This window comes from Paenibacillus tundrae, from assembly GCF_030812775.1.
Taxonomy (GTDB): domain Bacteria; phylum Bacillota; class Bacilli; order Paenibacillales; family Paenibacillaceae; genus Paenibacillus; species Paenibacillus tundrae_A.
Genome location: NZ_JAUSTI010000017.1, coordinates 1 through 22,547, shown reverse-complemented (window position 1 = coordinate 22,547; position 22,547 = coordinate 1). Strand labels below are relative to the sequence as shown.

The following is a 22,547-nucleotide window of genomic DNA, read 5'->3' as shown; positions in this document are numbered from 1 at the left end:
GTTGTTCAAAAAGTCTGCTTTTGATTACGAAGGATGCCTGATGGGATTTCCCTTTTTGAACACGAACTTGAAGTGAATGAACCAGATTCATTACAATGAACGCAAGTGCATTTATTATGTGTAGAGAGAGGGATACATATGGAAAAAGTGATGTGTGATGGAACGACAATTTGTTATGCTGAACAAGGTCAAGGAGATGCGCTGATCTTACTCCACGGATATTGTGGTAGTTCGTCCTATTGGGATGAAGTTGTACCTGAGCTTGCACGAAGCTACCGCTGTATCGTGCCTGATCTGCGTGGACACGGGAAAACGGATGCGCCTGTAGGAAGTTATACGATTGATCAGATGGGCAATGATGTGCTGCAACTAATGGATGAGTTAAAGGTAGAGAAGGCAACTCTGCTCGGTCATTCCATGGGAGGTTACATCGCCTTGTCTATTGCTCAGCGTCATCCGGAACGACTCCATGCCTTTGGTCTGATTCATTCTACGGCTTACCCGGATAGCGAAGAGGGGAAAGAAAAACGACTTCGTGCTGTGTCAACGATACAGACGGACGGAATTGTGAATTTCGTGGATGGTTTGGTTCCTGCGTTATTTGCCCCAGAGCATGTAGAGTCCATGTCGGCACAGGTTACTCGTGTGAAGGAGATTGGATATCAGACAGCACCACAAGGAGCTGCTGGCGCTGCGCTCGCTATGCGTGAACGTCCAGATCGACGTGATGTATTGTCAGCCACACCACTACCGGTATTGTTGGTTGCTGGAGAGAAGGACGCTGTCATTCCGCCAGAACGCACTTTCACAAGTGATAAGCCGCATATCGTACAAGCAGTAATTCCTGGAGTGGGACATATGAGCATGTACGAGGCACCGGAAAAGTTAATTCAGGTGATTAAGCAATTCATGGATGGATTGTCTTCATCGAAATAACGCATGGAACGGAGGATTATGGCTTAGCTTCATTCACAGCATAAAGTGATGATCCATTTAACCATTTAACAATTAACTATGATGCATATATATGAACCTCTGCTAAATACCCTATTCGGGAAGGCAGAGGTTTTTTTGCGTATGAGGACACGGTTGGAACGGCGTACTTTGGCTTTTTGATCGTGCATGCATTAAAATAATGTTCATAGAGGTTGTTCAAAGTCCGTCCTTTTTGAACGCGCAATGAAAGACTGCTAGGCCGAGGTTAGGTCAACAAGCGAACGTTAAGGGGGCACATTGGATGTTCAGAAAAGACTATCTGCTCCGCATGGTGGAGGAAATGACTGAAGCGATCGGCAAAGTGTTTACGTTGAAGCAACAGCGGAAACATGCCGAGGCACTGTCTGAACTGGATGAGTTACTTCGCAGGAATTTTGGCTTGAATTCGTCTTTGCTGAATTCTTTGCCTGCAGAGGATGTTATCGAGCTATTCCGTTTTCGTGGCATGATTGAAGTAGATAATTTGCAGCAAGCGGCACGCCTACTTGAAGAGGAAGCTTATATATATGGTGAAAAAGCGAAGGTTGAAGGCATAGATGATGAGGAACGACAGCATTCATTAGATGAAGAACTCATTCGATTAATGAAATCTCTTCATTTTTATCTATATGCACTAAATCACGGAGCCAATCCGAAACTGCTGGATGCGCCGGATCGTATCGAGTCCATTCTGAAACTAACCAAAGAATACGAACGACCGGCACGAACGGAGAAGCAGCTTGCCATGTATCGTGAACAGCAAGGAAAGTATGATCAGGCAGAGAACAGCTGGTATAGACTATTACATGTTGATGGAGAGCATCCTGTGAATTATCGTCATGATGTGCAGGCATTCTATGAACGGCTAAGTGAACTTGAAGATGCCAAGCTTGAGGCGGGAGGGCTTCCTCGTGAGGAAGTGGAAGAGGGGCTTGCCCAGTTACATCGGGAAACGGCGAATGGATAGGAACACCGCTTGTTAGATGTCCTTGCTTGGAGCGGGGACGGAATTGTGGTATGGTAACGGTTGACCAAACCAAATCGAAAGTGAGATGTACCCCCGTGGATTCATTGCGAAAGCTTATACAAGACATCTTTGAACAGAACTCGCTGATTACGGCGACCTGGAGCCAGCTGCGCAGACGGGACAATGTCTCGTATACGAAAGTGCAAGTCAAGCCGGTAACGCTCAAAAATCAGTTGCATTATCAATTCGCATTTCATTATAACAACAAAGTGCTGCATGAGAATTTGACTCCGGCTGAAGCGACTGAACGCATGACTGAACTGGCCGAAGAGACGTTTCGTCAAGGGCTGCTCTGTACCACAGAAGCAGACTATCAGATTTTGATCAGTAAAAAATATAAAGTCTCGATTCTAACCAAATCCGCATCCAAGACGGCTGTGGATCTGTCCCACAATCGCAAGAAGCAATATGTGCTGGAGGATGGGGTACCTGTTTCCTTCTTAGTTGAGCTAGGAATTATGAATGAAGAAGGTAGGGTGCTGGCTCGTAAATACGATAAGTTTAGACAGATCAATCGTTTCCTTGAGATGGTTCAAGATGTGATTCCCCACTTACCTGAGGGGCGTCCGCTGACCATTGTTGATTTTGGCTGTGGTAAATCGTATCTGACCTTTGCTCTGTACCACTACCTGTCCGTACAGCAACGTAGATCCTTGAAAGTTATAGGTCTGGATCTGAAAGCGGATGTCATTGAACATTGTAATGATCTAGCGAACAAGCTGCATTATGGTGATCTGAAGTTCTTGGTTGGAGACATTGCAGACTATGACGAGCTGAATGCAGTAGATATGGTCGTCACACTACATGCCTGCGATACGGCGACAGATGCAGCATTAGAAAAAGCAGTCCGTTGGGGAGCCTCTGTTATTTTATCGGTTCCATGCTGTCAGCATGAGCTGTTTGACCAGATCGAGTCTACGGTCATGAATCCGTTGTTGTCCCATGGTATTCTCAAAGAGCGCTTCTCTGCACTCGCGACAGATGCTATTCGTGCTAAATTGCTGGACTTAATGGGATACAAAACGCAATTGCTCGAATTTATCGATATGGAGCATACGCCCAAAAATATACTCATCCGAGCTGTAAGAGGCCAAGCAGGGCCAACGAAGCAGTTGTGGGATGAGTACACAGCGTTCCGTGATTTCATTCATGCCGATCCGTATCTAGAACGAGCTTGTGCAGACCTGTTGCCCGGAGGCGGTTCTCGGGAAGCGTCTGGCACAGATGAAGCTACTGCTTCAAGTGATTGTAAGAACTGTTAATGAATATTTGTTGAGGTCGGCCAGAATTGTTCTGGCTGGCTTTTTTGTTTCTTTAGGTTAGCCAGTAATGATTGGTTGGCCTTATTTGTGCTTTTCAGGGAAGAACGATCAATGGAGTAGCGTGGGATGATTAGAGTGAAATGGTGAAATACAACTGTCGATAGATTGGAACGGTGAAGCAAAAGTAGGCTCGTTTATGTTTCCTACAGATCCTGACCATACTGATAATCATTGAATGGGAAGCTTATAAGCGAATCGGAATTGCTTCGTCACTCAGGTAGATATATGTAGCAGCTTGGTATAAAGACGACGACACAGTATAAGGAATTTAGAGATACAGATAGGAGGTGCCATCTGTCAGCAGAGAGGGATACGTCCAAACGAAAAGGGAGAAATTCGCTGGAGTCATGTTTAACCGCAGCAATGGGGTTGATCGTTTGTATGCTCTTGTGGATGGCATCTTTACGCCGAGGGTTGTTTTATGCCAGTGATGTTTATGGAACTCTCTTGATGGCTTGTGCAGGGGCATTACTCGCATTCGTCTTCGTTTCATATTATGTACATCAAATGAAGTCTAAACGAGGGTTGCCGAACATAAATGAATTCGGTTTGACCCAGTTAGAGGATAAGTCAATACAGTTACCTTCCTTGGGTTATTTTTCGTGGACGATTTGGCCGTTAGGTATGATGGTATGGTTTGCCCTGCATGCGTTGACCGGCTCACACAGTACACAGGGGAGTTTAGACGAAATGCTTCGTTGGAGCTTGTTGGCCATCTTTGCTCTGTTGGTAGCATTATTGGCTTGGCTCCCGCAAGGAGCAGGATGGTTTAATCTGGGCTGGCAGATTACAGGCGGCGTACTGGTGTTAAGCGGCATCTTAACCGTGTGCGGTATAATGCCGCTGCCCTTTGGGGTCATGCGAACAGCCGACCCTGAGATAAGCTCAGCCGGAGCACGGCTCGGGGGATTGCTGCAATACCCCAATGCGTACGGTGCCGTAGTCGGCATGTACGCATTGGAGCGGCTAGGCGCCGCCGCGCGCGTCATCGGCTGGCGACCGCCGCATGGCGTGCAGCCTGGAGCCGCACAGCCGCCGCGCGCCAGGCAGCTCATCGCGGCTGCGGCGCCGCTGATGCCCGCGATCGCCGCGCTCCTGCTGAGCGAGTCGCGCGGCGCTTGGCTGGCAACCGGCTGTGCAGCCGGTTGCGCCTTCGCCCTACAGCGGCGTGCATTCCGCCTGCCGCTGCTGCTGGCCACGGCCGCGCCTCTGGCGAGCGCGGCGTGGCTACACCGCCAGTTGGCTGCTGCCCAACTGGCGCCTGCACCTGTGCCCGGCCTGCTGGCACTGGCCGGGGCATGGGCAGCTGCGCTGCTCGGCACGCTGCTGCTGTGCCGGTTATGGCACGGCGGCGCGAGTTCGCGCGCAGCCGCCATAACGGCCACGGCGCTGGCGGCAGTTGCCGCAGCAGCGCTGGCCGTGACCTCCACCGCCGAGCGTCTCGCGGCAGGTGTCGGCACAGGGCTGTCCCGCCTACGGATGTGGCAGGACGCCCTGAAGCTGTGGACCGAGGCCGCTTGGCTCGGCCACGGGGGAGAGACATGGCGCGGCATGTATCGCGCCATACAATCCTCGCCGTATGTTGGCGGCGAGGTTCACAGCGGCATCCTTGATCTTGCTCTGGATGCCGGCATAATCGGACTAGTGCTCGTTGCATTGTGGTTTATATCAACAATACGTATGGTATGGCGAAAGGCCACTCACCTAGTTCCTTGTATCCTCGTTTTTGGCCTTCACGGTGCAATTGATTTTGACTGGAGCTACACGTTAATTTGGATGATGTTTATCTGGATTGGTGGCTGGGCGTATGCCTTACAATTCAATGTGCATCAAACGCTGGGAGCACAATCACCCGTATACAGTCCAAAAGGGAGAAGCTTGGAATATAGTCCAGCTGTTTCACCGTTCGGATGTAGCACGAAGCTAATTCCTTCAAGGCAGCATGAATGGGGGAAAGCAAAACACGATGAAGCATATTCTCAATCGGCATTCTCTCGATATAGGTATGAGATAGGGGGGCTTATACATAAGTATCAAATGGTGAATATATGGACTACATCCGGTTTAATCGTGCTCACAGCGGTTTGTTGGATTGGCGGGATAGCTTGGCTGGCTAGCCAACAAATGGTAGCGGAAATGCAGTATCGTCAAGTCGTGCAATCAACGGATCTGTCGGCGGAGCAAGCGGCGATGCTTATTCAGGCATCCCGAGCGAATCCATACCGTTCGGATATCTCCATTACGCTAGCTCGTTCACTTCCTGTGGTCGATGCAGAGAAGATGCTGCGACAGAGCCTGTCCCATACCCAATCAGATGCCAAAATGTATTTTGAATTAGGACAACTTGCAGCCCAATCGCTTAAGAGCGCACAAGCAATACACTATTTTAACGAGGCGATTGCATTGAACCAGTATGATGCTACGTTTCATACCGGCGCTTTATATTGGATCGAGCAGATCGCGCAGCAAGAGTTGAAGGCAGGGCAACTGGATCAAGCCAGGCAGACCGCTGCAGCTGGAGTGCATATCGTTGAACGTTATAGGCAGTTGGTTGAAGAAGTGGCGATGAGTAATGATCGCAATGACCGCCGTTTCGTACTTCAGCCAGCGGCGACCGTGTATGAAGATAGGCTGCGAACGATAGCTGCCAAAGCCTATTTTTCTAAAGATTCCAGCAGCGTTCGCTGACCTATCTACATCGGCTCAACTGCAATACCTGAGAGCGGAGAGGACAGGAAAATAGAAAAAAGCTGCTCCCGCTCTCTCGCTTTCACTTCACTATAGTCGATAACCACCAAATGCCTGTTGAAATGCACGCTGAAGAGGTTCTAGCTCCACGCTCCATAATGCAGCAAGCTCTGAGCTTACGTCTGCGTTCCACCAATCACACAGTTTTTTGCGATTATCGCGATTTTCCCCGATCCAGAGCAGATTGCCAATCACTTTACCGTAGTATAGTTCTTCTGCTTGCTTCATTAGTTCGGGGGAAACGTACAATTTGAGTCGTTTGGCTGTACGATATAACTCTTTGCTGCATGCGCGCCGAATGCCTCTTGCCGAAGGCAACTTCTGACCAGGCATGTTATGTTTTACCGGGGGAGTACCGGGTGTGGTTTTGCTTGACATGTCATCACGCTCCTCTTCCGATACCATATGCGGAGTTCCTCTTACAGGACACAATCCCAGCCGGGCAATGTAGCAACGTCTACAGCCCTGTGATAAAATAGGGACGAACATCCATAGTGCGAAAAGGCACTGCTAATCAGGATGAAGAAAGAGGGTTGAGATGGACGTTATTCATAACATAGTCAGCCAATTGTTCGATTGGATTCAAAGTCTTGGATACTTTGGGATTATGCTTGGATTAATGCTTGAGGTCATTCCAAGTGAAATTGTGCTGGCATATGGAGGTTTTCTCGTATCACAGGGAAACATTAACTTTTTCGGTGCTATGATTTTCGGTACAGTTGGCGGTGTGCTTGCACAGCTATTTATTTACTGGATTGGCCGTTATGGCGGCAGACCTGTACTGGAACGCTACGGGAAATACATACTCATCCAGAAAAAACATATCGACCATTCCGAAGAGTGGTTCCGCAGGTATGGTACAGGTGTCATTTTCACGGCGCGGTTTGTTCCAGTGGTAAGGCATGCTATCTCCATCCCGGCTGGCATCACGAAAATGCATACAGGCAAATTCATCATGCTTACTACCCTAGCTGTTATACCTTGGACTGCTTTGTTTATATATTTAGGGATGATTCTTGGAGATCAATGGGAACATATTGATGAGAAAGCAGCACCGTACATTATGCCAATCTTACTTGTAGCACTGGCTCTTATGATTATTTATGTACTAATTAAATGGATGAATGCTCGTAAAAAGAAGGGAAGTGTTGAGTAATGAGTAAACCTAACTTGTCTCACAAATTCGGTAAAGGTCTGCCTCCTAAAGAATTTATTGAGAGTATGACGAAGAACCAAAGTGAATTTCAGGCCAACTATGATAGCTTTACTTGGGCTAACGAAGAGGACCGTGAGTTTTTTGAGAGTCTTAACTACCGCGACGATCTACGTGTGCTGATTCTTGCTGCTGACTGGTGTGGCGATGTTGTGCGTAATATCCCGGTTGTGTTCCAGGCTCTAGAAATCTCTGGCATACCGACAGAAGTGCTTATTATGGAGAACCATCCAGAAGTGATGGATGAATTCCTGACGATGGGCGGACGTTCCGTGCCAATCGTTATTTTTGCAGACACAGGTGGTCATGTGCTTGGTCAGTGGGGACCACGTCCACAGCATGTTCAAGAAGTAATGGTTGAGTTCAAACGTCTTAATCCAGATCGCGATGCGGCAGATTATCAGGATAATATGGCTGTGGCACGTCAGGAAATGGCTAAACGTTATGGGGAAGGAACGGAATCACATGCGGTTATCGTTAGCGAGCTGCGCGAACTGATTTCGGGTTATTGATCCAATATGTTGAAGATTCGTACGTTTACACTAGGCCCGCTACAGACTAACGCTTACCTTCTGCAGGGGGAAAATCCGGGCAAAGCAATAATCATTGACCCAGGAATGAACCCGGGTGCACTGGTAAAGGCGATTCAGGATTTGGAGATTGAAGCGATTGTGTTGACTCATGCTCATTTTGATCATATGGGCGGTGTGGACGAAATCCGTAAAATGAAGGGTTGCCCTGTCTACTTGCATGATCTGGAGAGCGATTGGTTGTCTTCTCCGAAGTTAAATGGTTCGATGAACTGGCCGCAAGCTACACCTCCGCTTTCGACAGATCCTGCTGAATATGCGATGGATGAAGGTCAGAAACTGAACTTCATCGGTCATACATTCCACGTATTCCATACTCCAGGTCATTCACCTGGTAGTGTGAGCTTGTTATGTGGTGAAGATCTATTTGCTGGGGATGTTCTATTCCGTATGGGCGTAGGAAGAACCGATCTAACAGGTGGACGCGAACGTGATCTGATCGATTCAATCCAGAATAAGCTGTACACCTTTGGCGATGAGGTTAGAGTCCATCCTGGTCATGGACCCAAAACAACCATCGGATATGAGAAGCAGAATAATCCTTACGTATCTGCAAGGTAATTCGACAAGCTTATCGGCTGAAAGATAACAATCTGTCATTTTGATGAGAAGAAAGTCTGGACAAGTGACATTTTTTTCATTAGAATAGCAATTAGTTGTTACAAGCTGTACAGCATCATCTAACTGAAGCGTTAATCAGAAATACCCAACCTTGCGAAGCACGCAGACTGTGGTCTATACCCGGTTTGCGTTCTTTTTTTGTTTTCAGCACCTTTTTGCCAAGTAGATATACAGTTTGACAAGATTCGGCGGAGATAGACATGAGGACAGTATTAGGCTATAGATTGGGCAAGATACATATGTAGACAAGAGGAATGAATGGGGAAGAGATTGTTTGAGAAGTGTATAGGTAGCAATACGTTTTAAGCTGTTTTGTTAGCAGTAATAAGAGCGAATATACAAGTGTAGAAGAAGAAGTGGAGTAAAAGCAAAAGTAGAAGTAACTAGAGGGCGGGGAAGTAGAAGTGGAGAAAAGACGAGTAATCCAGTTCGGAGAGCGTAACGAACATTACGTTATTGAAGAAGGTCGTCGAATGGAGAACAATAGATTAGATTTGGTCGTAGAGCGGTCTCAAGTACATAACCAGAGTATGCAGATGAATAGCAGTAATCATCAATTAAACGAAACGTTAGAACAGAAGCACAATTTATGGAAAAGTCGGTTATTAAAGAATCAAGTAAGGAAGCAACCCTGGTTTATTAAACTGCAAGAACACCGCAATGAAATCTGATCGTGAAAAAGTTTGAGCTAACCTTTGAACGTTTATGGATTTCACTTCGTACTATCTTTACATGAACGGGAAGCAGGTGATAGGCCAGATGAAGGCAGCCGAATTGGAAGAAGTTCGCAGAGCGGCAGAAGGAGACGACAGTGCACTGGCTGAGTTATTACAACGTCACTATGCATTTGTATATAAGTATCTCGTTAAAGTGACAATGGATCCGAGTCTTGCAGAAGAGACGGTGCAAGATACGATGATTCGATGCATGGAGAATATTCATCGGTATGATGGATCGTCTGCTTTCTCATCTTGGATGATTACTATTGCGACACGTATTTATATTGACAAGACACGACGCAGACGCAGAGAACAGAACTGGTTGGAAGTCATCCGGAATCAGGCGATTAGGAAGTTGCGCTGGCAATTTGAACGTCGCAATGAGGAATGGACGGATGTTATGGATGCGATGACCAGACTAACACCTGAACATCGGATCGCAGTCCTTCTGAAACATTATTACGGCTACGGGTATGATGAAATTGGTCAGATGTTAGATATTCCATCTGGGACGGCGAAGTCGCGCACAGCGTATGGTCTTCGTCAATTGAGAAAGGAGCTACAGGAATATGAATAGATCGGATGAGCAGGCCCAGCGGGAGATGCTAGAACGATTGAATCAACAGATGAAGGTGCTGGACGAAGCATATGAACCTGTGAATATTCCTTCATTAGCGTCACTTGAAGCCCAAGTTAAGGAACGAAGACAGAGTAAACGCCGAGCAGATCGGGTGGAAATGCTCTTGTTTTGGTTGGTTGGCATAATGCTTCTCACGTTAGGTGCATTATTAATCCGTTCCTCTCCTGCCGTTTATTTGGGTATTCAGGTACTTAGTGTGGTTGCTGCCATTGCTATAGCGTTGATATGGGTAGGAAAACGGAAGGAGACTACACATGAATAATTTCCGTTATCCTCTGGAAGAAGTACCCTTGGTCTGGATTGTCATCATCGCCGTTCTGTTGCTAATCCAGGGTACATGGATCTTTCAGGATGCACGCAGACGTGGACGTTTCCCTTGGTTATGGGGATTGTGGGGTATTACCGGATTTCCAACACCTCTTATTGTGTATTGGTTTGTCGTTATTCGTTCCAATCGTAGATTGCGATAATGAGCACAGAATAGTAATATTCGTTTGCGTAATAACGCTCCAAAAAAGATTTTGCACAAATATGTTGTATAATTCTAGTATTCCTAGACATCGCTATTCTTTTCTAGTAGACTATACAAATAATTAAAAGTTAGACTACCAGGAGGTTAGACGATGCTACGTTTAGGAGAGAAGGTTGTCATCGTCGCGGATGCGTTTGAGCAGAATCTTCCTGTGGGGGAATATGGATTCATCATCGCTTATGACCGGAATCCGGACAATGCGTTCGATTACGTGCTTCGAGTACCGCAAATGAACCGGAACTTTTTTGTTCCATCCGGTGACGTTGATCTGGAAGAGGTTCTGCTGAAGCAAGAAGCTGAGCGGGTCGAGCGAGAAGCGTTGATAGATTACGCCCTTGCGACACACAATGAGAAGCTGTTTCATCATCTGATGAACGGAGATTTTCAAGCTGTGGAAGAGGAAGAGGAAACCGCGGACGAAGTGATGTCACAAGCGGATTTTATAAAGCAGGTTAATCTGCGAGCATGGATTTAGAGAGTCGGCTGATGCCGGCTCTTTTTTATTAGATAGACGTTAGTTATAGGAGAAGGAAGAGAGTGGATCATAGACTGAGCATCTTCTTAGATTTGCTTCATATTGTGGTGTTATTTTGCATATTACACAAGTCTCGGGTCTTTGCATTGAATTGTCGAACTATCTCCCCTATAATAAAAAAAGTTATCTTGGGACTTTAGCCCGTTAAACGAGCGATTCGTTTTAGGCGGTTTCGGGAAGTTGAACGAAATGAAGGAGGCCATCCGAAAATGAGTATTTCAAACAATGACGTTCAGCATGTGGCCAAGCTGGCTAGGCTCAATCTGACTTCTGATGAAGAGCAGATGCTGACAGGACAGCTGAACGCGATTTTAAAATATGCAGAGAAGCTGAATGAGCTGAACACAGACGACATTGCACCTACCAGTCATGTCCTGCACGTAAGCAACGTGATGCGTGAAGATGAGACAAAAGAAAGTTTGTCAATCGAACAGGTAATGCACAATGCACCGGATGAAGAAGAAGGTCAATTCAAAGTACCTGCTGTAATGGAATAACCGATAACCGGAAGGAGGACGAACATCGTGAGTTTATTTGAACAATCGTTGCCGGAGATACATAACAAGCTGCACGCCAAGGAGTTGTCGGTCAGCGATCTCGTGAATCAAGCATATGAGAACATTGGTGTACGTGAAGATAAGGTAAAGGCATATTTGTCATTGGATGAGGAACGTGCCCGTGCCCGTGCACGCCAGTTGGATGACCGTCTTGTTAGTGGAGAGGAAAAAGGTCTGCTCTTTGGATTGCCAGTAGGGATCAAGGACAATATCGTTACGAACGGATTGCGGACCACATGTGCTAGCCAATTTCTGAGCAATTTCGATCCGGTGTATGATGCAACGGTTGTGGAGAAGCTTAGAGCGGCAGATACTGTAACGATCGGTAAATTGAACATGGATGAATTCGCTATGGGTGGTTCGAATGAAAACTCAAGCTTCTATCCTGTTCGTAACCCATGGGCACTGGATCGTGTACCTGGTGGATCGAGCGGTGGGTCGGCAGCAGCTGTTGCAGCTGGAGAGGCATACTTTACACTTGGATCAGATACAGGTGGTTCAATTAGACAGCCGGCTTCGTATTGCGGTGTCGTTGGTCTGAAGCCAACGTATGGATTAGTATCTCGTTTTGGCCTAGTAGCTTTTGCATCTTCATTGGATCAGATCGGGCCATTGACTAAAAATGTCGAAGATTCTGCCTATGTCCTGCAAGCCATTGCTGGTTATGATGCCAAAGATTCGACATCTGCAAAAGTCGACATTCCCGATTATTTGAGTGGTCTTACCGGCGATGTCAAAGGGCTTCGTATTGCTGTACCGAAGGAATACATCGGTGAAGGTGTTGATCCAGAGGTTAAAGAGAAAGTTATGGAGGCACTCAAGGTACTGGAAGGGCTTGGAGCAACTTGGGAAGAAGTATCACTCCCGCATACCGAATATGCAGTGGCTACGTATTACTTGCTCTCTTCCTCCGAAGCTTCATCGAACCTTGCTCGGTTTGATGGTGTTCGTTATGGCGTGCGTGCAGAGAATCCTGAAAATCTACTCGATCTGTATCATCAGTCTCGTAGTCAGGGCTTTGGGCCAGAGGTGAAACGACGCATTATGCTGGGTACGTATGCGCTTAGCTCCGGATACTATGATGCGTATTACCTGAAAGCACAAAAAGTACGTACATTGATCAAGCAAGATTTCGACAATGTATTTGCTAAATATGATGTAATTATCGGACCGACGGCTCCGACAACTGCGTTCAAACTAGGTTCTCAAGTGGATGATCCGCTGACCATGTACCTTAATGATATTCTGACGATTCCGGTCAGTCTTGCTGGTGTACCTGCAGTTAGCATTCCATGTGGTTTCTCGGATGGACTTCCTGTTGGGTTGCAGATTATTGGTAAAGCCTTTGATGAAACAACCGTACTGCGTGTAGCGCATGCGTTTGAACAAAATACGGAATTCCACAAGCAGCGTCCGCAGCTGTAGACTGCCCGGAACGGAGGAATATAGAAATGTCCGCATCTAAATATGAAACGGTCGTTGGACTTGAGGTCCACGTCGAGTTGCACACGAATTCCAAAATTTTCTGCGGTTGCTCCACAGCCTTTGGAGCACCGCCTAATACGCATACTTGCCCTGTCTGTCTCGGGCACCCAGGTGTATTGCCTGTATTGAATCGTCAAGCAGTTGATTACGCGATGAAAGCCGCAATGGCTCTAAACTGTACGATTGCTGATGTTAGTAAGTTTGACCGTAAAAACTACTTCTACCCGGATTCACCAAAAGCGTACCAAATCTCACAATTTGATCAACCTATTGGTGAGAACGGTTGGATTGATATCGAAGTGAATGGTGAAACGAAACGAATCGGCATTACCCGTCTCCATTTGGAGGAAGATGCAGGTAAGCTGACTCACGTTGATGGCGGCTATGCTTCATTAGTTGACTTTAACCGTGTAGGCACACCGCTTGTCGAGATTGTATCAGAACCAGAGATTTCTTCACCTGAAGAAGCGCGTGCTTATCTTGAGAAGCTACGTGCAATTATGCAATATTGTGAAGTGTCTGATGTGAAAATGGAAGAAGGCTCGCTTCGTTGTGATGCCAACATCAGTTTGCGTCCACATGGACAAGAGAAGCTGGGTACACGGGCTGAACTCAAAAACATGAACTCCTTCCGTGGTGTTCAGCGTGGTTTGGAATATGAACAATTCCGCCAAGCTGAGATCCTGGATGAGGGCGGTGAAGTGGTGCAAGAGACTCGTCGTTGGGACGAGGCACAAGGCAAAACACTAACGATGCGTGGTAAAGAGCAGGCGCATGACTATCGTTATTTCCCAGATCCAGATCTAGTTAACCTGCATATTGATGATGCTTGGAAAGAGCGGATTAGAGCTTCAATTCCTGAACTTCCAGACCAGCGTAAAGCTCGCTATACTGCGGATTATGGGCTGCCAAGTTACGATGCTGAGGTTATTACTTCATCCAAAGCGATTGCAGATCTTTTTGAAGATAGCTTGAAATACACACAAGATGCCAAAACGGTATCCAACTGGATCATGGGTGAATTACTCGCTCACTTGAACACCAGTAACCTAGAGTTGTCTCAGGTTCCTCTGACAGGTCAAGGTCTAGGTGAGATGATCGGACTGCTTGAGAAGGGCACAATTAGCAGTAAGATTGCCAAAACAGTATTTAAAGAAATGCTGGAGAGTGGTAAACTTCCACAACAGATCGTTGAAGAGAAAGGTCTTGTCCAAATTAGTGACGAGGGAGCCATTCTTACCATTGTTGAGCAGGTTGTTGCAAACAACCCTCAATCCGTTGAGGATTACAAGGCTGGTAAACAAAAAGCCATCGGTTTCTTAGTTGGTCAGGTTATGAAAGAAAGTAAAGGGAAAGCCAATCCAGGCTTGGCCAATAAACTACTGACAGACGTACTGAACCGCTAATCCAGCCGGTGAGACCGGACAGAAAGAGGCTCGTCCCTGCGACAGCCTCTTTTTTGTAAAACAAATTGAAGATCGCGACGATAGAAACATATTCTATCTTTGGAGTAGGCGTGTACATGTTTTTTTACAACTAGGCACCTTATTCATACAGTTCAATTTATATTGCGCAGGAGGGAGATGAGGGAAGGTGCATATCCAAGCTTTGGCATTATACGAGATGGAGACAGTGAGCCAGCTCTGGCGGCTTCAGCATGTGGCGTATCGGTTAGAAGCTGAAATTATCGGATTTCAAGAGATCCCACCTCTGATGGATACGATCGAGACACTCCAGAACTGTGGTGAGACTTTTTATGGTTGCATGGATGGTGAGGGTGAACTTCTTGGTGCTGTCGCCGTAGCGAAGGAAGAGGAAAATACGTTGACGATTACACGGATGATGGTGCATCCGAATCATTTTCGTCAAGGAATTGCAGCTGCATTAATGTCTCATGTGTTTGAGCAGTATCCCCATGTGCCTCGATATATCGTGTCTACAGGCACCTTGAACCAACCCGCAGTGAATCTATACACTAAGTTTGGCTTCAAACCTGTAGAGGTTGTGCAGATTGCCCCTGGTGTGGAACTAACGACGTTTCACAAGAGTTAGTCTCATCTTAGGTATGACAACATTAGTTGGGGAATAAATATTAGATATTAATGATTAAAGATGTTAACAACTTGGAGGGGGAGCACCGGCTTTGGGTAATCCTTGGTTTATTGATGAGTGGCATATTTTGTTACGGTTATTGCTTGCGATGTTACTGGGAGGGCTTGTAGGTTTAGAGCGTGAACGTTCGAATCATGCGGCTGGTTTGCGTACGCATATTCTGGTATGTCTTGGATCGGCATTAATTATGATGTTATCTGTTTATGGATTTAAAGATTTTGCAAATGAATTAAATGTACGGATCGATCCGGCACGTCTAGCGACAGCGGTTATTACGGGTGTCGGATTTTTGGGAGCAGGAACGATTCTTTTCACCGGAAAATCAATCACTGGTTTAACGACTGCAGCATCAATCTGGGTGGTTGCAGCCATTGGGCTTGCCGCAGGCGCGGGGTTCTTTTTTGCATCCATCGTATCCACGGTCTTAGTTCTGCTTAACCTTTGGGTATTTAATAAGCTGGAGTTAAGGTACATTCGAGGTAACAAGCTTCATGTCGTCACACTCCATACGTTATCTGAACCCGGCTTTCTGGAGCAGATATCTTCCTTTTTGGAGCATGAGAAGATCAAAATACGCAAAATTACAGTAAATGAACAAGACTTGGCTTATGCAGAAATGGTCTCCGTCGAGCGTAAAATTGAAGTTGTCCTGCATGTTCATGTGCCGCATGATTATAGTACAGTACAGCTTGTATCCAAATTGAGAGAGCGAGAACATATTACCAAGGTATCTGTAGAATAAATGAATCCAGCCCTCCCCAGGCCAGTAGTGGCGGAGGGTTTTTGGTTGTATCCATTTTTCTTCCAGTTACTCTTCTGCCGCTTTAGGGTACTATCTAACCAAATGCACGAAGAGCGTGAGCATCATTTCTTGAGGAAAGGGGCATGTCATGGTAAGCAAGAAGCAACACAGAAAACAGAAGAATCAACCTCGGAAAAGTAGAAATATGATGCAAAACAAACCCATTCGGAACCGAACACATAAATTCCTCGCTGGGCTATTAAGTGCCATTATTCCGGGTATGGGGCATATTTATTTGCGTCTATATATGAGAGGTCTTACGTTTATGCTGCTCATTCTACTGGACTTGTCGGCGCTCTTGTATTTCTCATCGATCGGCATACAGATTAACGTACCGCTGTTGATCCTGCTGGCTTTATGTATTCCAATAATCTATTTCTACAATGTGTATGATGTATTACAATCGGCGGACTGGGTGATGATGCGCAGGCGTAGAGTGAATGTACTTGGGGGCTCGGACAAGCCTGAACCAAATGAGCGGGCTGCAGGAGAAGCGCTTATGCTCTGGGAAAGAGGGATATCATTTGGACTGTTACTCATTGTAGGCGGAGCACTCATGGTATTGTTCTTCCGTAAACCCCGTTGGTTCCAAGAGGTCTTGGCGCTGTATGGAGGATATGTGTTTGCAGTCTTGTTAATTATAGGTGGCTTAATTATATTTGGTCGTGAAATATGGGGTATGCTGCGTAAAACGAAAGTGTAGATGACGTTATCTTAGGAGGGGAAACGATGAACCGTAAAATCCGAGTTGGTCGCTATACGGCTGCCTCCTTAATCATATCAGTTGGTGTTCTATTGATTATGGATAAGCAGTGGGGAACCGACTATTTCTATGAAATTGTGGATTGGTGGCCATTGCTACTCATTGCACTTGGTTTCGAATGCATCCTATTATTCCTCTGGTTTCTTCGCAAGAGAAAGACCTTAACACAGGAAGTAAAAGGCGAGAAGGTGAAAATGCGTTTTAGGCCGGATGCGAAAGGGATATTGGCATCTCTTGTGCTTACGGCTTCTGTGTTCATCGTGACAGAGCAGGATCATTACATGCATTTATGGAACAGGGTGAGTCTCAATCTCGGAGCTGCATCAATGGACTATAGCCAAGCTGCTGGATACATGCAAGATAAAGGAACCATACGTGTACCCGTGGAGATGGAAACTTCGGACATTGTCGTTCAAGGCGTAAATGGAGATATTGCGTTCCAGCGCGGAGACACAGACGAAATTGAAGTGCGTACGGTTGTCTGGGTGGACAATACGTCAGAGGTTCAGGCTAAGGCTGTAGCAGATGCTTCGTTTGTTGAGACAGAGGGCACAAAAGTTATTTATATCAAAGCTACGGGCAAGACTTATGGAGAAAATGAAAAAACACAGCCACGGATGAATATGACCATTACTGTCCCTGATGACCGTCGTTTTAATCTGGACATTCGCACATCCAATGGTGCGATCTTATTGAACCGCCCTGAAGCGATCAGCACCATTATGGCTGAGACGGGAAACGGACGTATTCGAATTACGAATGCGGTAGGCGATATTTCAGGCAAAACGCTGAATGGCGATGTCATTGTAGCTAATGCGATTGGCAATGTTGACCTAGATAGTAATCGAGGAGATATGAAAGCTCGTGGGGTATCTGGAGATGTAGATTTAACGACACAAGTGGGCAGTATCAGTATTACCGATTCTGTTGGTGAGTTTACGGCGGAGACTAGAAACGGGAATATCACCTTGGACAATGCAAATCTGGGCATCAGAGCTCAATCGTTAAATGGGAGCATCAGCATTACTTCGACCAAAATAGGTGGCGATTGGGAAGTGTACAGTGCGGTCGGCGCAATTAATATATTGATACCGAATCAAGGTGACTATAAACTGAATGGCTCCAGCAGCTATGGCGACCTGTTAACAGATCTACCGTTTACAGTGCGAAACAAAACGATTGAAGGTCAATTAGGCGAAGGGGAATATACGGTTAAAGTTGAAGGGAATAGCGATCTGACGATCAATGAGAATCCTGAAGTCATGTCACCTAATGTAGATGTACAAAATGTAGAAGATACAGGGGATGACGTGGAACAGTTGGGTGAGAATGAGCAAAATTCCCAGGACAATCCACCGGAAGTTCCGTGACTGCCGCGTTGACAACAAACTTGTAGTCGCCGTACAATAACTATCATAAGGTAAGGTGACACGGTGGGATAGACGGTTGGCCGTTGTTCCTGCCTAAGATCAAACTCTGAATGGCGATGATGTGATCTTCATTTAGAGAACGAAAGGTAAGGCGGTGGGTTTTATGGCAACACGTGTCCAACATGCGTTGGAGCATCTGAAAACGACCGGTGTCCGTATTACACCCCAGCGTCATGCCATATTGAATTATCTGATGGAATCTATGGGGCATCCAACAGCCGATGAAATTTACCGTGCGCTTGAACCCCAATTTCCCAGTATGAGCGTGGCGACTGTATATAACAATTTGAAGATGTTTTTGGAAGCCGGCATGGTTCGGGAATTAACATACGGAGACAATTCAAGTCGCTTCGATGCCAATGTCACGGATCATTACCATGTGATATGTGATCAATGCGGCAAAATTGAAGATTTCAGCTATCCTTCGTTAAAAAGCGTGGAGCTGCAGGCGGAGACAAGTACTGGGTTTGAAGTACATGGTCACCGACTGGAAGTCTATGGTGTATGTAAAAGTTGCAGGACTTAAGAGAGCTGAATTACAATATTAACGTGTGGAATTCGGTTGAATTCTTCACGTTTTTTGTTTTTAAGGCTATTAGATGATGTTATGTATGCATAATGATTAGATTCAGCATGAATAACGGAGGTAGACTGTTGAGTAGAAAAAACAGATATACACGTCAGAAACGTCGCTCGTTCTGGCCTGGTTTACTTGGGGCTTGTATCGTTGCTGGCGCTGCTTACTGGCTTATTACGAATGTATGGCTTAATCCAACTTATGAAGAACCCGATTGGATTGGGATGAAACAACCTATTTTTGTAGAAGGACAGCGTATGGAGGGGCAGGCTTCAGGTTCAGGAAACGAGCTCAAGCTACCTGTCAGCGTACTGCAGGATGTCATTGATCCAGGCATTCGTTATGAAGCTGCTACCGGTGATATTATTATTGCTTCACCCCAACGAGTGCTGCATATGAAGGTAGACAGCACACAAGCAGAATTGAATCATAAGGATTTTCCGATGTCGGTAGAGCCGGAGGTAGTAGGGGATGAGGCCTACATTCCGCTTAAACCTCTGAAGGAGGTCTATGGCATAGCTATACAAGAAGATTCTACAACCGGTGCAGTCTTGCTCATGCGCGGGGGAGATACGATACAATATGCTACCGTGAATACTGGATCGACCAAAGCAGATAAGACGGTTCCGCTGTACAAACAAGGGGGAGAGCGTTCTCCTATAATTGCGGATATGCTGCAAGATGACCGATTGAGGGTGTGGCAGACTGGGGATGAACAAAGTTTTGTACAGCTCGACAATGGATATGCCGGTTACATGGACAACAAGAACATTACCCTTACTGAGCAAAAGGAGCTGGACAAGCCTCAATTCACACTTACTGCTGCTGAGAAGAAATGGCAGACTAAGCCTGTAAACTTGGTATGGGAGGCAGTCTATAATCGCCAACCAGACATTTCTTCTATTGGCAAGTTGCCAGGAGTGAATGTAGTTAGTCCAACCTGGTTCCATATCACAGATGGGCAAGGTAACCTGAGAAGTAAGGCTGACAAGAGCTACGTTAACTGGGCTCACCGCTCTGGCAAGGAAGTATGGGGATTGATCGACAATAGTTTTGATCCGGATATTACGAAGGAAGCAATGGCAACGTATGAGACACGTACTCATATTATTGAGCAGATGTTAACGTATGCGCAGACCTATCAGCTGGATGGGATCAATATTGATTTTGAGAATGTCTATACGGATGACGGTCCTAACATAACTCAATTTGTGCGTGAAATTAAAGCGATGGCACGTATTCATGGTTTGATGCTCTCTGTTGATGTAACACCAAAATCCAACAGTGAGATGTGGTCAGCTTTTCTAGATCGTCGTTCACTGGGATCCTTCGCTGACTATATTGTTGTGATGGCTTATGATGAACACTGGGCTGCAAGTCCAAAGGCGGGATCAGTAGCATCACTGCCATGGACAGAGGCATCTATGCGCCGTATTTTAGAAGAAGACGAAGTGCCAGCCAATAAATTAATTATGGCTGTTCCGTTATACACACGGATATGGACTGAAGAGAAGAATGAACAGGGAGAAGTCAAAGTGTCTTCGAAGGCAGTAGGCATGAATACTGTTACAGATCTGATTAAAGAAAAGAAATTGAAGCCTGTGCTGGATCAAGCCAGTGGACAGAACTATGTGGAATATGAGGAAGATGGCGCAACGAAGAAAATATGGATAGAAGACGCCGTGTCTCTCCAGGCACGTGTGGATCTGATTGATTCGCTGGAACTGGGCGGCGTTGCTGCATGGAACCGTAGTTTTGCAAACGCCTCTGCCTGGGAAGTGCTGAAACAAGCTGGCTATGGCAAATAAACTTATCCTAACTCATCATTGTTACATGATTAAGAATCTAATGAACACGCAGTGGACTTATAATCTTCGTTTCATTAATCCTATTATAGAATTCAAAAAGACCCGGAGTAATCATTCCGGGTCTTTTTGTTATTGAAATCTTAATGGTCATTAACAACAGTCGCGAATGATGGGTATCTAAGGAGCCTAAACTTATCTTTCTCGTCTGTATCATTCCTAGTCTGTACTTGAAGGAGAAGGCGCTTTCAGTTGTGGGGCGATCGTATTGGCCTGTTTGGGATCTAGGGTGAGGATGGTATGACAGAACATGCAACGATCTGTCTTGCCCAGCATTTTGGTTAACTTGCCGCACTCTGGACAATCAACTTGCACAGCGCTCGTTGACAGCATGCCTGCCCAAAAGTAGATCGCCAGACTAGCCAACATAGCAACCAGTCCAATGACGAGTCCTACAGCTGCAAATATCTTGCCAGCATGTCCCCAGAATACAATTCCGGCCGTACCCAGGACCATTAGACCCATGCCTAGCATGGTAAGCAACAGTCCCCAAGTGCGAAAAGCATTAATTTTAGCTGATTTAAAAATCATGAAAAATGCTCCTAACGTATGAGTAGTATCGTATCTGGAAAAGAAGGAAACTTCAGCCTGCTTGTAGAATTATATTATAACTGACTTGGCGCATATCTGCCATGAATTGTATGGAGGGACTCGTGGAATTAAAGAACCTAGCTTTTTTATCCGGACAGTCGGAAGAGACGGGAGCAGTTGGGGCTATCGCTTATTCCCACCCGGGAGAGCGATTCCACGGCTCCCTGATTCAGGATTTCGAATTGCTTGTACTTATTATATGTGAATCAGATGAGGTTGCATCCAAGGTAGGGCACTATAAATATGGTGATCTGCGTTATCAGATTATGTATGCGAGTAGACATGAGCTGCGAGGCAGTGTGATTACTGGGGACAATGACAACATGATGCAATGCCTGATAGAAGGAGAGATCATCTGGGAAGTTGACGGTGCCATAAGTGCCCTGCGAGATGAGTTATCTACTTTTAGCAAAGAATTGCGAGAGCAAAAGCTTCTACATGAATTCGCTAGCTTTCTTAGAATGTATGTGGAGTCGAAACGCTACATTCAGGAAGGACATGTGGTGGATGCGTATTATAATGTACTTGAGGCTCTAGGGAACTGGGCTAGAATCGTACTAATTGAACAGGGAATATACCCAGATCACGCTGTCTGGACACATGTACAGAGCTTGGATCGGGCATTGTGGAAGCTATATCAGGAACTTACCGTCAGCTCAGAGACACTGGAGCAACGTGTGGAGCTTGTTCTACTAGCCTGCGAGTTCTCTGTCATGTCCAAAATGAGTGAATGTTCGGGACTGCTTCTACGTGTGTTAGGTAGCCGTAAAGAACCTTGGAGTATGGATGAACTTGTTCATCATCCTCAATTAAGGTTTGTTGCCAAAGATCTTCCGCTTATTCTGCGTAAGCTGGTTTTCCGTTCATTAGTAAAAGAATCACCTGGTTGGCCTTCCTTGATCGGGGGAGAAGGGCGCGAAATCCGTTACTGGATTGAGAATTAAATGAGTGCTGGACTCAACAGTTATACTGTATAAAAAGAGGAGGGGAAACCTTCCTTTTTTGTTTGTTTAATAATTTATAAAAAAATGTTGACTCTTAAATATGATTTATGATACATTATATTTCGTTCCTCAAATGAAGAATGTTGTAACAGACAGTCAGATTCTGCTGAAGAACATCGAGAACAAAATGCTTCAAAAAAAGAATTTAAAAAAAAGTTCTTGACGAAAACAAACGAAATGTGTTACATTATAAAAGTCGCCGCTGAAAACTTGGTTGACACAAAAACAAGTAATATGATTCAAGTTTGATCTTTGAAAACTGAACAACGAGTGAGTAACGATCTTGCTTGCAAGATCGACGCTGAGAAATCGTACATGTCTTCGGACTGGATGGTTTCGAAGCGCAAATGAGATTTTTAATCTCGTCAGATTCAAAATGAGCTAATCGCTCTTTTCAATACTTTATTGGAGAGTTTGATCCTGGCTCAGGACGAACGCT

Annotated in this window: 24 protein-coding genes; 22 read left to right on the top strand and 2 right to left on the bottom strand. The window is 45.8% G+C overall.

What is annotated here, in order from left to right:
- Window positions 1-138 precede the first annotated feature (138 nt).
- The 4 genes from J2T19_RS22980 (at window position 139) to J2T19_RS28200 (ending at window position 6,012) form a co-directional block, all read left to right on the top strand.
- Complete coding sequence (locus tag J2T19_RS22980) at window positions 139-936, top strand: alpha/beta fold hydrolase (protein WP_239293810.1); 798 nt, start codon at window positions 139-141, stop codon at window positions 934-936.
- Window positions 937-1,237: 301 nt separating this feature from the next.
- The gene (locus tag J2T19_RS22975; protein WP_307219960.1) at window positions 1,238-1,942 is read left to right on the top strand and encodes a DUF6483 family protein; all 705 of its coding nucleotides are present in this window, start codon (window positions 1,238-1,240) and stop codon (window positions 1,940-1,942) included.
- A gap of 95 nt (window positions 1,943-2,037) precedes the next feature.
- A complete protein-coding gene (locus J2T19_RS22970) occupies window positions 2,038-3,264 on the top strand; it encodes a class I SAM-dependent methyltransferase (RefSeq protein WP_370874936.1) in 1,227 nt (408 codons plus the stop codon).
- 1,299 nt (window positions 3,265-4,563) lie between these two features.
- Window positions 4,564-6,012: an O-antigen ligase family protein gene (locus J2T19_RS28200; protein WP_370874935.1), complete on the top strand. Its 1,449-nt coding sequence runs from the start codon at window positions 4,564-4,566 to the stop codon at window positions 6,010-6,012.
- A gap of 90 nt (window positions 6,013-6,102) precedes the next feature.
- On the opposite strand, the gene J2T19_RS22960 is transcribed toward J2T19_RS28200, so the two are convergent.
- Entirely contained in the window at window positions 6,103-6,450 is a 348-nt protein-coding gene (locus J2T19_RS22960; protein WP_082560313.1) for a dehydrogenase, read from the bottom strand.
- Window positions 6,451-6,610: 160 nt separating this feature from the next.
- Between J2T19_RS22960 and uptA the strand changes: the two genes are divergently transcribed.
- From uptA to J2T19_RS22875, 17 genes are all read left to right on the top strand, one after another.
- Window positions 6,611-7,228, top strand: coding sequence for an undecaprenyl phosphate transporter UptA (gene uptA, locus J2T19_RS22955; RefSeq protein ID WP_056693428.1), 618 nt, complete (start codon window positions 6,611-6,613; stop codon window positions 7,226-7,228).
- Window positions 7,228-7,797, top strand: a complete 570-nt coding sequence (locus tag J2T19_RS22950) for a thioredoxin family protein (RefSeq protein ID WP_307219951.1) — start codon at window positions 7,228-7,230, stop codon at window positions 7,795-7,797. The genes uptA and J2T19_RS22950 overlap by 1 nt, the downstream gene beginning before the upstream one ends.
- Before the next feature lie 6 nt (window positions 7,798-7,803).
- Window positions 7,804-8,436: an MBL fold metallo-hydrolase gene (locus J2T19_RS22945; protein ID WP_307219949.1), complete on the top strand. Its 633-nt coding sequence runs from the start codon at window positions 7,804-7,806 to the stop codon at window positions 8,434-8,436.
- A gap of 464 nt (window positions 8,437-8,900) precedes the next feature.
- Window positions 8,901-9,167: a hypothetical protein gene (locus tag J2T19_RS22940; protein ID WP_307219948.1), complete on the top strand. Its 267-nt coding sequence runs from the start codon at window positions 8,901-8,903 to the stop codon at window positions 9,165-9,167.
- Between the two features lie 61 nt (window positions 9,168-9,228).
- Window positions 9,229-9,792 carry an RNA polymerase sigma factor SigY gene (gene sigY / locus J2T19_RS22935; RefSeq protein WP_307219946.1) on the top strand — a complete coding sequence of 188 codons (564 nt, stop codon included), beginning with the start codon at window positions 9,229-9,231 and terminating at the stop codon, window positions 9,790-9,792.
- Window positions 9,785-10,117 carry a YxlC family protein gene (locus tag J2T19_RS22930; RefSeq protein ID WP_307219943.1) on the top strand — a complete coding sequence of 111 codons (333 nt, stop codon included), beginning with the start codon at window positions 9,785-9,787 and terminating at the stop codon, window positions 10,115-10,117. The genes sigY and J2T19_RS22930 overlap by 8 nt, the downstream gene beginning before the upstream one ends.
- Window positions 10,110-10,325, top strand: coding sequence for a hypothetical protein (locus tag J2T19_RS22925; RefSeq protein WP_056693445.1), 216 nt, complete (start codon window positions 10,110-10,112; stop codon window positions 10,323-10,325). The genes J2T19_RS22930 and J2T19_RS22925 overlap by 8 nt, the downstream gene beginning before the upstream one ends.
- Before the next feature lie 153 nt (window positions 10,326-10,478).
- On the top strand, window positions 10,479-10,862 hold the full coding sequence (locus J2T19_RS22920; protein ID WP_307219940.1) for an ATPase: 384 nt from the start codon (window positions 10,479-10,481) through the stop codon (window positions 10,860-10,862).
- A gap of 269 nt (window positions 10,863-11,131) precedes the next feature.
- On the top strand, window positions 11,132-11,419 hold the full coding sequence (gene gatC / locus J2T19_RS22915) for an Asp-tRNA(Asn)/Glu-tRNA(Gln) amidotransferase subunit GatC (RefSeq protein WP_128103545.1): 288 nt from the start codon (window positions 11,132-11,134) through the stop codon (window positions 11,417-11,419).
- 27 nt (window positions 11,420-11,446) lie between these two features.
- Window positions 11,447-12,904, top strand: a complete 1,458-nt coding sequence (gene gatA, locus J2T19_RS22910; RefSeq protein ID WP_307219936.1) for an Asp-tRNA(Asn)/Glu-tRNA(Gln) amidotransferase subunit GatA — start codon at window positions 11,447-11,449, stop codon at window positions 12,902-12,904.
- A gap of 26 nt (window positions 12,905-12,930) precedes the next feature.
- The gene (gene gatB, locus J2T19_RS22905; RefSeq protein WP_307219934.1) at window positions 12,931-14,370 is read left to right on the top strand and encodes an Asp-tRNA(Asn)/Glu-tRNA(Gln) amidotransferase subunit GatB; all 1,440 of its coding nucleotides are present in this window, start codon (window positions 12,931-12,933) and stop codon (window positions 14,368-14,370) included.
- A gap of 217 nt (window positions 14,371-14,587) precedes the next feature.
- The gene (locus J2T19_RS22900) at window positions 14,588-15,016 is read left to right on the top strand and encodes a GNAT family N-acetyltransferase (RefSeq protein WP_307219932.1); all 429 of its coding nucleotides are present in this window, start codon (window positions 14,588-14,590) and stop codon (window positions 15,014-15,016) included.
- A gap of 91 nt (window positions 15,017-15,107) precedes the next feature.
- The gene (locus J2T19_RS22895; protein WP_145051599.1) at window positions 15,108-15,818 is read left to right on the top strand and encodes an MgtC/SapB family protein; all 711 of its coding nucleotides are present in this window, start codon (window positions 15,108-15,110) and stop codon (window positions 15,816-15,818) included.
- A 208-nt stretch (window positions 15,819-16,026) separates the two neighbouring features.
- Entirely contained in the window at window positions 16,027-16,581 is a 555-nt protein-coding gene (locus J2T19_RS22890) for a hypothetical protein (protein WP_307219926.1), read from the top strand.
- Window positions 16,582-16,607: 26 nt separating this feature from the next.
- Window positions 16,608-18,011 (top strand): DUF4097 family beta strand repeat-containing protein, encoded by a 1,404-nt coding sequence (locus J2T19_RS22885; protein WP_307219924.1) that lies wholly within the window; start codon window positions 16,608-16,610, stop codon window positions 18,009-18,011.
- A gap of 163 nt (window positions 18,012-18,174) precedes the next feature.
- Window positions 18,175-18,597, top strand: a complete 423-nt coding sequence (gene perR, locus J2T19_RS22880; RefSeq protein WP_056693464.1) for a peroxide-responsive transcriptional repressor PerR — start codon at window positions 18,175-18,177, stop codon at window positions 18,595-18,597.
- A gap of 107 nt (window positions 18,598-18,704) precedes the next feature.
- On the top strand, window positions 18,705-20,456 hold the full coding sequence (locus J2T19_RS22875; RefSeq protein WP_370874934.1) for a glycosyl hydrolase family 18 protein: 1,752 nt from the start codon (window positions 18,705-18,707) through the stop codon (window positions 20,454-20,456).
- A gap of 216 nt (window positions 20,457-20,672) precedes the next feature.
- Here the strand turns inward: J2T19_RS22875 and J2T19_RS22870 are convergent, their stop codons facing one another.
- Complete coding sequence (locus J2T19_RS22870) at window positions 20,673-21,044, bottom strand: DUF2614 family zinc ribbon-containing protein (protein ID WP_145051590.1); 372 nt, start codon at window positions 21,042-21,044, stop codon at window positions 20,673-20,675.
- A 122-nt stretch (window positions 21,045-21,166) separates the two neighbouring features.
- Between J2T19_RS22870 and J2T19_RS22865 the strand changes: the two genes are divergently transcribed.
- On the top strand, window positions 21,167-22,048 hold the full coding sequence (locus tag J2T19_RS22865; protein ID WP_307219916.1) for a nucleotidyltransferase-like protein: 882 nt from the start codon (window positions 21,167-21,169) through the stop codon (window positions 22,046-22,048).
- Window positions 22,049-22,547 lie beyond the last annotated feature (499 nt).

Coding starts and splice junctions, on each gene's coding strand:
- uptA (WP_056693428.1), top strand. CDS start 6,611: ATGGACGTTATTCATAACATAGTCAGCCAATTGTTCGATTGGATTCAA.
- J2T19_RS22890 (WP_307219926.1), top strand. CDS start 16,027: ATGCAAAACAAACCCATTCGGAACCGAACACATAAATTCCTCGCTGGG.
- J2T19_RS22945 (WP_307219949.1), top strand. CDS start 7,804: ATGTTGAAGATTCGTACGTTTACACTAGGCCCGCTACAGACTAACGCT.
- J2T19_RS22885 (WP_307219924.1), top strand. CDS start 16,608: ATGAACCGTAAAATCCGAGTTGGTCGCTATACGGCTGCCTCCTTAATC.
- gatB (WP_307219934.1), top strand. CDS start 12,931: ATGTCCGCATCTAAATATGAAACGGTCGTTGGACTTGAGGTCCACGTC.
- J2T19_RS22950 (WP_307219951.1), top strand. CDS start 7,228: ATGAGTAAACCTAACTTGTCTCACAAATTCGGTAAAGGTCTGCCTCCT.
- J2T19_RS22920 (WP_307219940.1), top strand. CDS start 10,479: ATGCTACGTTTAGGAGAGAAGGTTGTCATCGTCGCGGATGCGTTTGAG.
- J2T19_RS22925 (WP_056693445.1), top strand. CDS start 10,110: ATGAATAATTTCCGTTATCCTCTGGAAGAAGTACCCTTGGTCTGGATT.
- J2T19_RS22900 (WP_307219932.1), top strand. CDS start 14,588: ATGGAGACAGTGAGCCAGCTCTGGCGGCTTCAGCATGTGGCGTATCGG.
- perR (WP_056693464.1), top strand. CDS start 18,175: ATGGCAACACGTGTCCAACATGCGTTGGAGCATCTGAAAACGACCGGT.
- J2T19_RS22960 (WP_082560313.1), bottom strand. CDS start 6,450: ATGTCAAGCAAAACCACACCCGGTACTCCCCCGGTAAAACATAACATG.
- J2T19_RS22975 (WP_307219960.1), top strand. CDS start 1,238: ATGTTCAGAAAAGACTATCTGCTCCGCATGGTGGAGGAAATGACTGAA.
- J2T19_RS22875 (WP_370874934.1), top strand. CDS start 18,705: ATGAATAACGGAGGTAGACTGTTGAGTAGAAAAAACAGATATACACGT.
- J2T19_RS22980 (WP_239293810.1), top strand. CDS start 139: ATGGAAAAAGTGATGTGTGATGGAACGACAATTTGTTATGCTGAACAA.
- sigY (WP_307219946.1), top strand. CDS start 9,229: ATGAACGGGAAGCAGGTGATAGGCCAGATGAAGGCAGCCGAATTGGAA.
- gatC (WP_128103545.1), top strand. CDS start 11,132: ATGAGTATTTCAAACAATGACGTTCAGCATGTGGCCAAGCTGGCTAGG.
- J2T19_RS22870 (WP_145051590.1), bottom strand. CDS start 21,044: ATGATTTTTAAATCAGCTAAAATTAATGCTTTTCGCACTTGGGGACTG.
- J2T19_RS22930 (WP_307219943.1), top strand. CDS start 9,785: ATGAATAGATCGGATGAGCAGGCCCAGCGGGAGATGCTAGAACGATTG.